Source organism: Pseudomonas sp. NFPP28, from assembly GCF_900115535.1.
Lineage (GTDB): Bacteria > Pseudomonadota > Gammaproteobacteria > Pseudomonadales > Pseudomonadaceae > Aquipseudomonas > Aquipseudomonas extremorientalis.
The window spans coordinates 81,247-96,298 of sequence record NZ_FOWT01000011.1; the positions used below are offsets into that span (position 1 = coordinate 81,247).

Annotated in this window: 14 protein-coding genes; 3 read left to right on the top strand and 11 right to left on the bottom strand. The window is 60.8% G+C overall.

All coding sequences use genetic code 11. The features are described 5' to 3' along the window. Positions 1-53: 53 nt before the first annotated feature. Positions 54-1,250, bottom strand: coding sequence for an MFS transporter (locus BM110_RS26155; protein WP_093123209.1), 1,197 nt, complete (start codon positions 1,248-1,250; stop codon positions 54-56). Positions 1,251-1,425: 175 nt separating this feature from the next. Between BM110_RS26155 and BM110_RS26160 the strand changes: the two genes are divergently transcribed. Beyond that, positions 1,426-2,040, top strand: a complete 615-nt coding sequence (locus tag BM110_RS26160; protein WP_093514417.1) for a DUF5666 domain-containing protein — start codon at positions 1,426-1,428, stop codon at positions 2,038-2,040. A 53-nt stretch (positions 2,041-2,093) separates the two neighbouring features. On the opposite strand, the gene BM110_RS26165 is transcribed toward BM110_RS26160, so the two are convergent. From BM110_RS26165 to gcl, 8 genes are all read right to left on the bottom strand, one after another. Further along, positions 2,094-3,098, bottom strand: a complete 1,005-nt coding sequence (locus BM110_RS26165) for a sulfate ABC transporter substrate-binding protein (RefSeq protein ID WP_071488477.1) — start codon at positions 3,096-3,098, stop codon at positions 2,094-2,096. A 105-nt stretch (positions 3,099-3,203) separates the two neighbouring features. After that, positions 3,204-4,028: an ion transporter gene (locus BM110_RS26170; protein WP_092247791.1), complete on the bottom strand. Its 825-nt coding sequence runs from the start codon at positions 4,026-4,028 to the stop codon at positions 3,204-3,206. Positions 4,029-4,059: 31 nt separating this feature from the next. Continuing rightward, positions 4,060-4,935, bottom strand: a complete 876-nt coding sequence (locus BM110_RS26175) for an urea transporter (RefSeq protein ID WP_092247794.1) — start codon at positions 4,933-4,935, stop codon at positions 4,060-4,062. A gap of 118 nt (positions 4,936-5,053) precedes the next feature. Beyond that, a complete protein-coding gene (gene pyk, locus BM110_RS26180) occupies positions 5,054-6,469 on the bottom strand; it encodes a pyruvate kinase (RefSeq protein WP_093514418.1) in 1,416 nt (471 codons plus the stop codon). Beyond that, positions 6,459-7,739 carry a glycerate kinase type-2 family protein gene (locus tag BM110_RS26185; RefSeq protein WP_093514419.1) on the bottom strand — a complete coding sequence of 427 codons (1,281 nt, stop codon included), beginning with the start codon at positions 7,737-7,739 and terminating at the stop codon, positions 6,459-6,461. Before BM110_RS26185 ends, pyk begins: the two co-directional genes overlap by 11 nt. A 178-nt stretch (positions 7,740-7,917) precedes the next feature. Further along, a complete protein-coding gene (locus BM110_RS26190) occupies positions 7,918-8,808 on the bottom strand; it encodes a 2-hydroxy-3-oxopropionate reductase (protein ID WP_071488472.1) in 891 nt (296 codons plus the stop codon). Between the two features lie 18 nt (positions 8,809-8,826). Continuing rightward, positions 8,827-9,609, bottom strand: a complete 783-nt coding sequence (gene hyi / locus BM110_RS26195) for a hydroxypyruvate isomerase (protein WP_093514420.1) — start codon at positions 9,607-9,609, stop codon at positions 8,827-8,829. A 10-nt stretch (positions 9,610-9,619) separates the two neighbouring features. Then, positions 9,620-11,395, bottom strand: a complete 1,776-nt coding sequence (gcl, locus tag BM110_RS26200) for a glyoxylate carboligase (protein WP_093514421.1) — start codon at positions 11,393-11,395, stop codon at positions 9,620-9,622. A 256-nt stretch (positions 11,396-11,651) separates the two neighbouring features. On the opposite strand from gcl, the gene BM110_RS26205 reads away from it, so the two are divergent. Next, the gene (locus BM110_RS26205) at positions 11,652-12,092 is read left to right on the top strand and encodes a GlcG/HbpS family heme-binding protein (protein ID WP_092247807.1); all 441 of its coding nucleotides are present in this window, start codon (positions 11,652-11,654) and stop codon (positions 12,090-12,092) included. Positions 12,093-12,135: 43 nt separating this feature from the next. Here BM110_RS26205 and BM110_RS26210 read toward each other — a convergent pair whose 3' ends face one another. Further along, the gene (locus BM110_RS26210) at positions 12,136-12,741 is read right to left on the bottom strand and encodes a TetR/AcrR family transcriptional regulator (protein ID WP_092247810.1); all 606 of its coding nucleotides are present in this window, start codon (positions 12,739-12,741) and stop codon (positions 12,136-12,138) included. Between the two features lie 134 nt (positions 12,742-12,875). Here BM110_RS26210 and BM110_RS26215 point away from each other — a divergent pair, with 134 nt between their 5' ends. Next, the gene (locus BM110_RS26215; RefSeq protein ID WP_093514422.1) at positions 12,876-13,790 is read left to right on the top strand and encodes a DUF808 domain-containing protein; all 915 of its coding nucleotides are present in this window, start codon (positions 12,876-12,878) and stop codon (positions 13,788-13,790) included. A gap of 223 nt (positions 13,791-14,013) precedes the next feature. On the opposite strand, the gene BM110_RS29455 is transcribed toward BM110_RS26215, so the two are convergent. Further along, positions 14,014-15,006, bottom strand: coding sequence for a hypothetical protein (locus tag BM110_RS29455; RefSeq protein WP_139220349.1), 993 nt, complete (start codon positions 15,004-15,006; stop codon positions 14,014-14,016). Positions 15,007-15,052: the final 46 nt, after the last annotated feature.

Consider the following 15,052-nt stretch of genomic DNA (forward strand, 5'->3'; position numbering starts at 1 on the left):
CAAAGCCGTCCGTCATTGCTGGCGGACGGCTTTGGCATAGCGAAACAAGCGCCTCAGGCAGTGGCCACCGAGGCTTCGCGTGAAGCGCTCAGGAACCGTAATAGCGCGATCAAGGGGAACGCACTGCCCACCAGCATTACACCCATCCAGCCGCCGTGTTCATACACGCTGCTGGCAATCGCCGAGCCGAAGGCACCGCCGATGAAGATGCTGGTCATGTACAACGCGTTCAGGCGGCTGCGGCTGTTGGCGTCGAGGGCGTAGATGGCGCGCTGGCCGAGCACCATGTTCATCTGCACGCAGAAGTCCAGGACCACGCCAGTCACGGCCAGGCCAATCACGCTGTACAGCGGGTGCACGAAGGCCGGCAGGAAGCTCAACGCGGCGAACAACATGGCCAGCAGCGAAGCGCGGTGGGTGTGACCGGCATCGGCCAGGCGACCGGCGATGGGTGCGGCTATGGCGCCCAGTGCGCCGACCAGGGCGAACAGGGCGATCTCGCTTTGGCTCAGGCCATGGTTACGCGCCAGTTCCAGTGGGGCGGCGGTCCAGAACAGGCTGAAGGTGGCAAACATGCAGCCCTGGTAGAACGCCCGTTGACGCAGCACCGGTTGCTCACGCAGCAAGGTGCCGAGGGAGCGCAGCAGTTGACCATAGCTGGCAGAGTGATCCGGCTGACGCTTGGGAATGGTCAGCATCAACACCACACTGATAAACGCCATCAGCGCCGCCGCCGCCATGAACATCGCCCGCCAGCCGAAGTGGTCCGCGACCACGCTGGACACCGGCCGCGCCAGCAGGATGCCCAGCAACAGGCCACCCATGATGCTGCCGACCACACGGCCCCGGGATTCGGCGGGCGCCAGGTGCGCGGCCAGCGGAATCAGGATCTGCACCGACACCGAACTGAAGCCGATCAGCAGCGACACCAGCAGGAACAGGTTCGGCTGCTCGGTGACCGCTGCGCCCAGCAGGCTGGCGATAGCGATCACGGTAGTGGCGATCATCAGCTTGCGGTTTTCCAACAGGTCGCCCAGGGGTACCAGGAAAAACAGCCCCAGGGCGTAGCCGATTTGCGTCAGTGAAACGATCAGGCTGGCCATGGCCGGCGTAAGGCCGATGTCCGGCGCGATCAGCTCGATGATGGGTTGCGCGTAGTAGATGTTGGCAACGATGGCGCCGCAGCAAAACGCAAACAGCATCACCATGCTCCGGGTCATGGTGCTTGTAGCGTGGGAAGTAGCGTTCATGGTGTTCTCATAAAAGCGAAGGAAGTGGGGCGAGCCTAAAGACAACACCGTAGCCCGGGTAGGCCGCTGGCAGTGATAACACTCATGCCCGGTAATGATGAGTGAATCGTTAACTTTCTGCGCGAAGGCTGATGATACATTCAGGCACCACTGCTGAAACAGGAAATCCATTGCAATGAAGATCACGTTGAACAAGATGCTCCTGGCTTCCACGCTGGCCGCTGCCATGGCCGTGGGCCTGGCCCAGGCTGCCGAGACACCTCGCATGGGCGTACGCGGCGCCATCACGGCGATGGACGGCGATGCGATGCACGTCAAGGTCAACAGCGGCGAAGAGGTGGTCGTGCACTTGACCAAAGACACCCAGGTGCGCGCGGTCACCCTGGCCAAAATCGATGAGATCAAGCCGGGCAGCTACATCGGCTCGGCCGCGATGCCCAACGACGATGGCAGCCTTACCGCGCTCGAAGTGCACGTGTTCCCGCCAGCCATGGCCGGCACCGGCGACGGGCACCGCGCGTTTGATTTGAAAGAAGGCAGCAGCATGACCAACGGCACCGTCGGCGACCTGGTAGTGAGCAACGGGCGCACGCTGACGGTGAAATACAAAGGCGGCGAGCAGAAGATCGTGGTGCCGGAAGATGTGCCGATCGTGAACCTGGAGCCGGGTGACCGCAGCCTGCTCAAGCCGGGCGTGAAGGTGGTACTGTTTGCCGCGCAGGGCGCGGATGGGACGATCACGGCCCAGGCAATCTCCGCCGGTAAGGATGGCGTGACACCACCGATGTAACGGCCAGACACAGAGCCAAATGTGGGAGGGGGCTTGCCCCTCCCACATATCAATTACTGGCCGCTGTAGATCTGGTCGAACACCCCACCATCATTGAAGTGGGTCTTCTGCACGGTACGCCAGTCACCAAAGGTCTTCTCCACCGACAGGAAGTCGACTTTCGGGAACCGGTCGGTGTACTTGGCCAGCACCTTCGGATCACGCGGGCGCAGGTAGTTGTTGGCCGCGATTTCCTGGCCTTCCGGCGACCACAGGTACTTCAGGTAGTCTTCGGCCGCCACGCGGGTGCCTTTCTTCTCGACCACTTTGTCGACCACCGACACCGGCGGCTCGGCTTCGGCGGAGACGCTCGGGTAAATCACTTCGAACTGATCACGGCCGAATTCGCGGGCGATCATTTCCGCTTCGTTCTCGAAGGTCACCAGCACGTCGCCGATCTGGTTGGTCATGAAGGTGGTGGTGGCGGCACGGCCACCGGTGTCCAGTACCGGCGCTTGCTTGAACAGCTTGCCAACAAAGGCCTTGGCCTTGTTTTCGTCACCGCCGTTCTTCAGCACATAACCCCAGGCCGACAGGTAGGTGTAGCGGCCATTACCCGAGGTTTTCGGGTTGGGCACGATCACTTGAACGCCATCCTTCAACAGGTCCGGCCAGTCTTTCAGGGCTTTGGGGTTGCCTTTGCGCACGATGAAAACGGTGGCCGAGGTGAACGGCGCGCTGTTGTTCGGCAGGCGGGTGACCCAGTTGTCCGGCACCAGTTTGCCGTTGTCCACCAGGGCGTTGATGTCGGTGGCCATGTTCATGGTGATCACATCGGCCGGCAGGCCGTCGATGACCGAGCGTGCTTGCTTGCTGGAGCCACCGAAGGACATCTGCAGCGTCAGTTTGTCGTTCGGGTGCTCGGCTTCCCAGTGTTTCTGGAAGGCGGCGTTGTAGTCCTTGTAGAAGTCGCGCATCACGTCGTAGGAGACGTTGAGCAGTGTGACGGGGGCAGCCTGGACGGCGCCCGCCAGGGCAAGGCCGGCGGCCAGAAGGGAGGCGCTAAGGAGTTTTTTCACTGCTCATTCCTTGTTGTTCGAGAAGGTTGCTGATTGAGTAGGGGCAATTTGCCAGCGACTATAGCTGGCGTCGCATAGACGCTTAAAGATTAAAACGAACTTTGCTTATTCCACTTTCTTGAAAAGATGACTGCCACAGCGTGAGCAGAACGCTGCGTTTGGCTCATGACTGTCTTTCTTGCACACCGGGCAGTCATGCTGCAATTGTTCACCGCGCATGGCACTGGCCAGTTCGGCGGTGAAAATCCCGGTGGGCACGGCGATGATCGAGTAACCGGTGATCATCACCAGGGACGAAATCACCTGGCCCAGCGGGGTCTTGGGCACGATGTCGCCAAAGCCCACCGTGGTCAGGGTCACGATGGCCCAGTAGATGCCCTTGGGAATACTGGTAAAGCCGTGCTCCGGGCCTTCGATCACGTACATCAGGGTGCCGAACACCGTCACCAGGGTGCACACGCTGACCAGGAACACCACGATCTTCTGCTTGCTGCCGCGCAGCGCCGCCATCAGGTAGTTGGCCTGCTTGAGGTAGGGGCTGAGCTTGAGCACGCGGAAGATCCGCAACATCCTGATGATGCGGACGATCAGCAGGTACTGCGCGTCGCTGTAATACAGCGCAAGGATACCGGGCACGATGGCCAGCAAATCCACCAACCCATAAAAGCTGAAGGCGTAGCGCAAGGGTTTGGGCGAACAGTACAGCCGCAGCCCGTACTCGATCAGGAAGATGAGGGTAAACCCCCACTCGATGTACGCCAGCACGTCGGCGTAGTTCTGGTGGATCTGGTCAATGCTGTCGAGCATCACGATCACCAGGCTGGCGAGGATGATCAGCAGCAGGATGCCATCGAAGCGTCGCCCGGCGACTGTGTCACTTTGAAATACCATGACGTAGAGCCGTTGGCGCCAGTCGTTGTTGCTGTCCATAAAGCCCGCCTGAATCGAATATCGAGCAAGCCTAGGGGGATTCGAAGGGGCTGTCCATGCGGGGTTTCTGAAGCACTCGAACACCTGCGCGTATCAGCCAGCAGGCGAGTATGAATGGCGCGGTCAACGCGGGCAGGTGCAGGGCCGCAAAGCCCGGTGTGAGGAGGATCGCCAGCAGGATACCGAGCAGCGGCAACCAGGGTTGGCGACGCATCTGGCTCAATGCCATGGCCGCCAATGCCGGGTTGTAGCTGTGCAGGCCGAGGAGGGCGCCCGCAGGTTCGTCCAGCCACAGCGCAAGCAGCACACCGACGCTGGCACCGATCAGCGCCCATACAGCGGCGCGGCGGTTGGCCAGCCACAGACCCAGTGCAATCAGCGCGCCCGCCACTGGTTGGTCCAGCAGCATGATCTGCGCAAGCCCGGTAAAAGGCGCCGTGAGGATAGCCAAGGTGTCGGGTTCGCCCAGGGCAAACGTGTTCTGCGGCACCGTGCCCAGCAACAACCAGCCCAGGCCGACAAAAGGCACCGTGTAAGCGGGCAAGTCATTGGGCTGGTCGGCGTGTTTCAACCATTGCCGTGTCAACATCGCCGCCAGTCCGCCGCACGCCAGGATCAGCGGCGGCAACAACGCCGACCAGGCAAAGTGCTGGCTGATCAATAAGCCCAGCAGAACGCCGTTGTAGCTGTAAAGGCCGGCCTGGCGTTCGGCCTTGGGATAACCGCGACGCTGGGCCGTGAGCAACCCCGCCACGCCACCCAGCAGCGCCCCGCCGAACAAGGCCGGGGCGCCGATCAGGATCGCCAGCAGGCACAGCAGGCCGCACAGCGGCTGGCGCTGCAGGAAGATCTGGCTGAAGCCGTTGAGCAGCGCTTCGGCCCAGTCAGGGCAGGATGGGTTGTGCATGGTGATTAATCAGTGGGACCGAGTTGTTCCCATCGGGGGCAAGCCCCTCCCACACTTGATTGGGTTCACAGATTCAAATGTGGGAGGGGGCTTGCCCCCGATGAGGGCCTTACAGACGCTAAATCAGCGTCTCGATACGCAGCGAATTGGTCGACCCCGGCTGCCCGAACGGCACCCCCGCCGTAATCACCAACGTATCCCCACGCTCCGCCATGCCCTGTGCCTGGGCTATCTCCAGTGCCGTGGAGCACACCTCATCCACTTGGCGCAGGCGGTCATTGACCACCGAGTGCACGCCCCACGCCACGCTCAAGCGCCGCGCCGTGGACAGGTTCGGCGTAAGGTTGAGGATCGGCGCCACTGGCCGCTCCCTGGCCGCGCGCAGGCTGGAACTGCCCGACTCGCTGTAGTTCACCAGCACCGCCACCGGCAGGATGCTGCTGATGCGGCGGATCGCACAGCTGAGTGCGTCCGACACCGTGGCATCCGCCTTGGGCCGGTTGACGTCGAGCTGGGTCTGGTAGTCCGGGCCGTTTTCCACCTGACGGATGATCTTGCTCATCATCTGCACGGCTTCCAGCGGGTACTCGCCGGACGCCGTTTCCGCCGACAGCATCACCGCGTCCGCGCCTTCGGCCACGGCGTTGGCGACATCGGTGACTTCGGCACGGGTCGGCGCCGGCGAGAAGCGCATCGACTCCAGCATCTGTGTGGCCACCACCACCGGTTTGCCCAGTTGGCGGCAGGTACGGATGATGTCTTTCTGGATCTGCGGCACGCTCTCGGCTGGCACTTCCACGCCCAGGTCGCCCCGGGCCACCATGATGGCGTCGCTCAGTTCGGCGATTTCTCGCAGGTGCTGCACAGCCGAGGGCTTTTCGATCTTGGCCATCAGGAAGGCCTTGTCGCCGATCAGCTCGCGGGCTTCGCGGATATCCTCCGGGCGCTGCACAAACGACAGCGCCACCCAGTCCACGCCCAGTTCCAGGCCGAAGCTCAGGTCGCGCCGATCCTTGGCGGTCAGTGGGCTGAGTTCCAACAGGGCTTGTGGGACGTTCACGCCTTTGCGGTCCGACAGTTCGCCACCATTGAGCACGGTGGTGTCGATGGCGTCAGTATGTTTGGTGATGACCCGCAGACGCAGCTTGCCGTCATCCAGCAGCAGGTCCATGCCCGGCTCCAGCGCCGCGATGATTTCCGGGTGGGGCAGGTTGACCCGGCGCTGGTCGCCCGGCGTCGGATCCAGGTCAAGGCGCAGGGCCTGGCCGCGCACCAGTTGCACCTTGCCCTCGGCAAAACGCCCGACTCGCAGCTTCGGCCCCTGTAAATCCATGAGGATGCCCAACGGGTAATTCAGCTGGCGCTCGACCTGGCGGATCCATTGGTAGCGCTGGGCGTGGTCGGCATGGTCGCCGTGGCTGAAATTGAGCCGGAAGATATTCACCCCGGCTTCCACCAGTTCGCGGATGTCATCGATACCGTCGGTGGCCGGGCCCAGGGTGGCGAGGATTTTGACCTTCTTGTCAGGCGTCATGTTGGGCAGTCTCAAGGATCAGGATGGCGCGGAAGTCGTTGACGTTGGTGCGCGTCGGCTCGGTGACGATCAACCCGTCGAGGGCGGCGAAATAGCCGTAGCCGTTGTTGTTGTCCAATTCGTCGCTGGCCGACAGGCCGAGGGCTTCGGCGCGGCGGTAACTGCAGGGGGTCATGATGGCGCCGGCGTTGTCTTCCGAGCCGTCGATACCGTCGGTATCACCGGCCAGGGCGTATACGCCGGGCAGGCCCTTGAGGCTATCGGTGAGGCTCAGCAGGAACTCCGCGTTGCGCCCGCCACGGCCAGTGCCGCGCACGGTGACGGTGGTTTCGCCACCGGAGAGAATCACGCATGGCGCCGCCAGCGGCTGGCCGTGTTGCACGATTTGCCGGGCAATGCCGGCGTGTACCTTGGCCACGTCCCGCGCTTCGCCTTCCAGGTCGCCGAGGATCAATGGGCTGAACCCGGCCTGGCGCACTTTCACCGCCACGGCTTCGAGAGATTGCTGCGGGCGGGCGACCAATTGGAAGTGGCTGCGCGAGAGCACCGGGTCGCCGGGCTTGACGGTTTCCGAGGCCGGGTCTTGCAACCAATTGCGCACCGAGGCGGGAACGTCGATGTGGTAGCGCTTGAGGATCGCCAGGGCCTGTTGCGAGGTGCTCGGGTCGCCCACCGTGGGCCCGGAGGCAATCACCGTGGCCTGATCGCCGGGTACGTCGGAAATCGCATAGGTGTAGACCGTCGCCGGCCATGCGGCTTTCGCCAGGCGGCCGCCCTTGATTGCGGAGAGGTGCTTGCGCACGCAATTCATCTCGCCGATGGTCGCGCCGGATTTGAGCAGGGCTTTGTTGATGGCCTGTTTGTCGGCCAGGGTGATGCCTTCGGCGGGCAGTGCCAGCAAGGCGGAACCGCCACCGGACAGCAGGAAGATCACGCGGTCGTCTTCACCGAGGTTACCGATCAATGCCAGAACGCGCTTGGCCACCGCGAGGCCCGCCGCATCGGGCACCGGGTGCGCGGCTTCGACCACTTCGATTTTTTTGCAGGGTGCGCCGTGGCCGTAACGGGTGACCACCAGGCCGCTGACGTCGCCCTGCCAGCAGTTCTCCACGACCAGCGCCATGGCGGCGGCCGCCTTGCCGGCGCCGATCACGATCACACGGCCGCTGCGGTCGGCGGGCAGGTAGGGTTCGAGGACTTGCCGGGGGTGGGCGGCGTCGATGGCTGTGGCAAACAGCGCGCGAAGCAGGTGTTGCGGATCGACCGACATAAGCGGGCTCCCGGGGATTTTTGTTATTAGAGGTGCGTCAATTTCAGGCTTGGAATGGGGTCAAATGGTGGGAGGGGGCTTGCCCCCGATGGCATTCTTTCATTCAACATTTTTGTCGGTTGATACACCGCTATCGGGGGCAAGCCCCCTCCCACATTTGACTGCAGCTCATCAGGGGTTATTTATCGCGAATCGAGAAGTTCGCCATATGCTCCAGGCCCTTGATCAGCGCCGAATGGTCCCAGTTGCCGCCGCCAATCGCGGCGCAAGTGCTGAACACCTGTTGCGTACCGGCGGTGTTCGGCAGGTTGATGCCCAGCTCCTTGGCCCCGGCCAGTGCCAGGTTGAGGTCTTTCTGGTGCAGGTTGATACGGAAGCCCGGATCAAAGGTGCCCTTGATCATGCGTTCGCCATGCACTTCGAGGATTTTCGACGAGGCAAAGCCGCCCATCAGGGCTTCACGCACCTTGGCCGGGTCGGCACCGTTCCTGGACGCGAATAACAATGCTTCGGCCACCGCCTGGATATTCAGCGCCACGATGATCTGGTTGGCGACCTTGGCGGTCTGGCCATCGCCATTGCCGCCCACCAACGTGATGTTCTTGCCCATGGCCTGGAACAGCGGCAAGGCGCGTTCGAAGGTCTGCGGCTCGCCACCGATCATGATGCTCAGGGTGCCGGCCTTGGCGCCGACTTCGCCACCGGACACGGGCGCGTCCAGGTACTGCGCGCCGGTCTCGTTGATCTTCGCGGCGAATGCCTTGGTGGCAGTGGGGGAGATCGAACTCATGTCGATCACCACCTTGTTCGGCGACAGGCCTGCGGCGACGCCGTCCTTGCGGAACAGCACGTCATCCACCTGAGGTGTATCCGGCACCATCACGATGATGAACTCGGCTTCCTGCGCCACCTGCTGCGGGTTGGCCAGGGCCACGGCGCCAGCGTCGATCAGCGCTTGCGGGGCCTTGCCGTGGTGCTCGGAGAGGAACAGTTGGTGGCCTGCTTTCTGCAGGTTCGCGGCCATGGGTTGGCCCATGATGCCGGTGCCGATGAATCCGATTTTAGCCATGAAAGAATCCTCTTTTTATTAGATGGCGTTATGGGTTTTCAACCAACCCAAACCCGCTTCGGTGGTGGTCAACGGCTTGTATTCACAGCCGACCCAACCCGTGTAGCCGATGCGGTCCAGATGCTCGAACAGGAAGCGGTAGTTGATCTCACCGGTGCCCGGCTCGTTACGCCCCGGGTTGTCCGCCAACTGGATATGGTTGATCTCGCCCAGGTGCGCGGCCATGGTGCGGGCCAGGTCGCCTTCCATGATTTGCATGTGGTAGATGTCGTACTGCAGGAACAGGTTGTCGCTGCCGACCTGTTCGCGAATCGACAGGGCCTGCGCCGTGTTGTTCAGGTAGAAGCCAGGGATGTCGCGGGTATTGATCGCTTCCATCACCAGCTTGATGCCCACCGCTTGCAGTTTTTCAGCGGCGTACTTGAGGTTGGCGACGAAGGTTTTTTCCAGGGTTTCGTCATCAACGCCGTGTGGGCGGATGCCTGCCAGGCAGTTGATCTGGGTGTTGCCCAGCACCTGGGCGTAGGCGATGGCCAGCTTGACCCCGGCGCGAAACTCTTCGACGCGGTCCGGGTGACACGCCAGGCCGCGTTCACCCTTGGCCCAGTCACCGGCCGGCAGGTTGAACAGCACCTGGGTCAGGCCGTTGGCGTCGAGCTGCGCCTTGATTTCAGCGGAACTGAATTCATACGGGAACAGGTATTCGACCCCTTGGAAACCGGAATCGGCAGCCGCTTTGAAGCGGGCAAGGAAGTCCTGTTCGGTAAACAGCATGGACAGGTTGGCGGCGAAACGCGGCATAGGGTTCTCCTTAATCGAGCAGGGAAATGGCAGTCGGCGCATCATTGCCGACCAGCGCCAGATCTTCGAATTCATTGACGGCGTTGATCTCGGTGCCCATGGAAATATTGGTCACGCGCTCCAGAATAATCTCAACGATCACCGGCACCTTGAATTCTTCGATCATTGCCTCGGCGCGGCGCAGTGCCGGCGCGATCTGGCCTGGCTCGAATACGCGCAGGGCCTTGCAACCCAGACCTTCGGCGACGGCCACGTGGTCTACGCCATAACCGTTGAGCTCCGGGGCGTTGAGGTTGTCGAAGGACAGCTGCACGCAGTAGTCCATTTCAAACCCACGCTGGGCCTGGCGGATCAAGCCCAGGTAGGAGTTGTTCACCACCACGTGGATATACGGCAGCTTGAACTGCGCGCCCACGGCCAGTTCTTCGATCATGAACTGGAAGTCGTAGTCGCCGGACAGCGCCACCACCTTGCGGCTCGGGTCGGCCTTGACCACGCCGAGGGCGGCGGGGATGGTCCAGCCCAATGGGCCGGCCTGGCCGCAGTTGATCCAGTGGCGTGGCTTGTACACGTGCAGGAACTGCGCGCCGGCAATCTGCGACAGGCCGATGGTGCTGACGTAGCAGGTGTCTTTGCCGAACACCTGGTTCATTTCTTCATACACACGTTGTGGCTTGACCGGTACGTTGTCGAAGTGCGTCTTGCGGTGCAGGGTGGCCTTGCGCTGCTGGCAGTCGTGCAGCCAGGCACTGCGATCCTTGAGTTTGCCGGCAGCTTTCCACTCGCGGGCCACTTCAATGAACATTGTCAGGGCGGAGCCGGCGTCGGAGACGATGCCCAGGTCCGGGGTGAAGACGCGGCCAATCTGCGTGGGCTCGATGTCGACGTGAATGAACGTGCGGCCCTCGGTGTACACCTCCACCGAACCGGTGTGACGGTTGGCCCAGCGGTTACCGATGCCCAGCACCACGTCCGACTTGAGCAGCGTCGCGTTGCCATACCGGTGGGAGGTTTGCAGGCCGACCATGCCGACCATCTGCGGATGATCGTCAGGGATGGTGCCCCAGCCCATCAGGGTCGGGATCACTGGGATGCCGGTCAACTCAGCGAATTCCACCAGCAGCTCGCTGGCGTCGGCGTTGATCACGCCACCGCCACTCACCAGCAGCGGGCGCTCGGCCTGGTCCAGCAGGGCCAGGGCTTTTTCCACCTGCAAGCGGGTGGCCAAAGGCTTGGCGAGGGGCAGCGGCTGGTAGGCGTCGATGTCGAATTCGATCTCGGCCATCTGCACGTCGAAGGGCAGGTCGATCAGTACCGGGCCGGGGCGGCCGGAGCGCATTTCATAGAAGGCTTTCTGAAAGGCATACGGCACTTGGCCGGGTTCCAGGACAGTGGTTGCCCACTTGGTCACCGGCTTGACGATGCTGGTGATGTCCACGGCCTGGAAATCTTCCTTATGCATGCGGGCGCGGGGCGCTTGCCCGGTGATGCACAGGATCGGGATGGAATCGGCCGAGGCGCTGTAAAGACCCGTGACCATGTCGGTGCCCGCCGGGCCCGACGTGCCGATGCACACGCCGATGTTGCCGGCCTTGGTGCGGGTGTAGCCCTCGGCCATGTGGGAGGCGCCTTCAACGTGGCGAGCAAGGACGTGATCGATGCCACCCACCTTCTGCAAGGCCGAATACAGCGGGTTGATCGCGGCGCCTGGGATACCGAAGGCGGTGTCTACGCCTTCACGGCGCATGACAAGGACGGCGGCTTCGATTGCTCTCATTTTGCTCATTATTTTGGTGCCTCTTGCGTTTTGTAATTGTATACAAGTGGTGTCTGTCCAAAGTGTATTCACGGCGGGCTGCGCAGGTCAATGCATTTTATAAACTGGCCTTTGCGTTCGTCGGAACGGCTTTTTTCGACGTATGGAGCTTTTGTGCGAAAATATTGTATACAAAAATAAAAGTCATTGTGTTCTATTTGCCGGGTGGAGCATCTGATCATTCAGACCTGCACCGCGTTCCCAATAACAAAAGAAGGACGGCACCATGAGCGCTTTAACCTTGAAAATTGCCACCCAACTGGCCAGTCAGGCCCTTGCTGCAGGGCGCAGTGTTGCGGCGGCGCCGCTGACCATCGCGGTACTCGACAGCGGCGGTCACTTGATCGCCCTGCAACGGGAGGACGGCGCGAGCTTGCTGCGCCCGCAGATCGCCATTGGCAAGGCCTGGGGGGCGATTGCCCTGGGCAAGGGGTCACGCCTGCTGGCGCTGGACGCGCAGCAACGCCCGGCCTTTATCGCCGCATTGAACAGCCTGGGGCAGGGCAGTGTGGTGCCAGCGCCGGGTGGGGTGTTGATTCGAAGTCAGGAAGGTGTGGTGCTGGGCGCGATCGGGATCAGCGGGGATACGTCGGATATTGATGAGCAGTGTGCGATCACAGCGATCGAGGGGGTGGGGTTGATGGCGGATGCCGGGGTGTCAGCTTGATTTTGTGTTGACTTGCCCCCGATTGGCACACACACACGGTGTGTCAGTCCGGCTCACAGCCCTTGAGCACCAACCGGATAATGGTCTGCGCCGCCGCCTCGTAATCCGCTTCATCCAACTTGGCCTTGCCGGTCACTGCCGAGATCTGCCAGTCGAAATCCGCGTAGGTCTGTGTGGCCGCCCAGATGCTGAACATCAAGTGATTGGGGTCAATCGCCGCGATCAGGCCACGATCCACCCAATCCTGGATGCACGCGATGTTGTGTTTGGCCTGGGCATTCAGTTGCTCGACCTGATCAGCGCTCAGGTGCGGCGCGCCGTGCATGATTTCGCTGGCGAACACCTTGGAGGCAAACGGCAGGTCGCGGGAAATGCGTATTTTCGAGCGGATGTAGTTGCTCAGGACTTCCTTGGGGTCGCCCTGCGGATTGAATGGCGTGGAGGCGGCCAGGATCGGCTCGATGATGCTTTCGAGCACCTCGCGGTAGAGGTTGTCCTTGGACTTGAAGTAGTAGTAGACGTTGGGCTTGGGCAGCCCGGCCTTGGCGGCGATGTCGCTGGTTTTGGTCGCGGCGAAGCCCTTGTCGGCGAACTCCTCGCTCGCCGCCCGCAGGATCTTTTCTTTGTTGCGCTCGCGAATGGTGCTCATAAACCTGGAGTTTCCTTGCCAAGACTGGCGGTTGCGCATGGTAGCACCGGCTATCCGCACGCCTCAACAATCTGCCCGTCGGGCCTTGCGCCGCGTTATGCTCGCGCCATCTCACTCTTACGGAAGCCCGATTCATGGCAGGAAGCAGCTTGTTGGTGTTGATCGACGATATCGCCGCGGTACTCGATGACGTTGCCCTGATGACCAAGATGGCGGCGAAGAAGACCGCCGGGGTGCTGGGCGATGACCTCGCGCTCAATGCCCAGCAGGTCTCCGGCGTGCGCGCCGAACGGGAAATCCCCGTGGTGTGGGCGGTGGCCAAGGGCTCCTTCGTCAACAAGTTGATCCTGGTGCCCGCAGCGCTGTTGATCAGTGCGTTCGCGCCGTGGGCGGTGACGCCCTTATTGATGCTCGGCGGTGCCTACCTGTGTTTCGAAGGTTTCGAGAAACTCGCGCACAAGTTTCTGCACAGCAAGGATCAGGACCAGGCTGAACATGCGCAGTTGGTCGAGGCCGTGGTCGATCCGGCAACCGACCTGGTGGCCTTCGAAAAGGACAAGATCAAGGGTGCCATTCGTACCGACTTCATCCTTTCCGCCGAAATCATCGCCATCACCCTCGGCACAGTGGCCGATGCGCCGCTGATGCAGCAGGTGATCGTGCTGTCCGGCATTGCCATCGTCATGACGGTGGGCGTCTACGGACTGGTGGCCGGTATCGTCAAGCTGGATGACCTGGGCCTGTGGCTTACCCGCAAGCCCGGTCAGGTGGCGCGCAGTATCGGCGGTGCCATCCTTCAAGCGGCACCGTACATGATGAAAAGCCTGTCGGTGATCGGAACGGCGGCGATGTTCCTGGTCGGCGGTGGGATTCTTACTCATGGCGTGCCGGTGGTGCATCACTGGATTGAAACGGTCAGCCAGGGTGCGGGCGGGGTGGCGTGGTTGGTGCCGGTGGTGCTCAACGGCATTGCGGGAATTGTTGCGGGGGCGGTGGTGCTGGCGGTGGTCAGCGCAGTGGGCAAGCTCTGGAACGCCGCGAGGGCTTGATCCGTGGGCAATAAAAGGCCATTCAATCGAATGGCCTTTTTGGCGGACAGGTTTTCTGAGTGGCGTGCTGAACCCGTCAGGTGTTGCTGGCGCAGGCTTCCACTCATCAAGACGGGACGCGCTCAATCCTGGTGGGGGACCCATTCAAGGAGTTTTTCAGCTTCACAACCGGACCTGCCAAATAAAGAGTAAAACTCCATTGGTGTTAAGAAGTCGTCTGGCGTTACTTTACAGGGTCACCAAAAATCGCCCAGCTCATAAGAACATCTGCTTCTGAGCCCGGCAGGGTCAGTTCGTCAATACTGTGGGGACGTATCATTCTGTCTATTGGTCTATTAGGAGGAGGGAAGTCGATTTCTTGGTTACCTGCGGTAGAAGACGTTCCGCCTTTTTTATCGATTGGGATAAGAATCTCTTTTTCAAATCGGTCCAATATTTTCGCCTGCGCCTTCTTGCTGAGCCCCGTCGCGTCCCAGTCACCTATTCGCGCCTTAATCGCGTCGATTAAACGAATTATTGTTAATTTCTTTGTTTGAGGATCTATGTACTCGATTTCCTCGTTCATACGGTGCTTGATTGACGAGTAATAAGACCCATTTTTTATTTCTTCAGACGTGCGGGGTATTTCAGTGAGTGTCGTCGTTCCCGACAACGCTTCTTCTCCCCTTTCGCAATAATCCAATAAACGCATGAATTCCGAATTTGCGTGTACGGTATTGGAAATATAGCGAGACTCTAACGTCTGTCGATTGCGCATGACGCCATCGATTTTATTGTCGTTTTGCTTGGAGTGAGCGCCGCCCATGCTGTCAATACTTTCAAGCACAACCAGTGCCTTGAACGCAAGGCTTAATCGCTGAAGCGGACTTAGAGATTTGTCGTTCCAATTGCCACCCAATTGTTTATAAAATTTATTAAGGTCCAGGAAGTGAGCCCCCTCTGGTTTTCCGCTTTTGTCTAGAGTTGAAAAAAGAGGGTGTTCAAGGACCTGTTTAAGGAGACGAAGATGGAATGTGTCTTGGTCATGACTGGTCACATGCCCGAGATGAACTGGGGCTGTTGAAATCGTAGCCGGAGGTGGAGGGGTAAAACTGGATGCGCTGTGGTCGTTTCTAATAGTGGTCATAAATAAACAACTCCATTTGATTAAGTATATTTTCTGTTTTTCTGGCGAGGCCGAAAAATGTATCGGTTGCGCAGTATTAGTGCGTTGCATGGCTGGGCGGTTCCATGAAAACGGCACGGCGCGAGGCGAGGTTTTT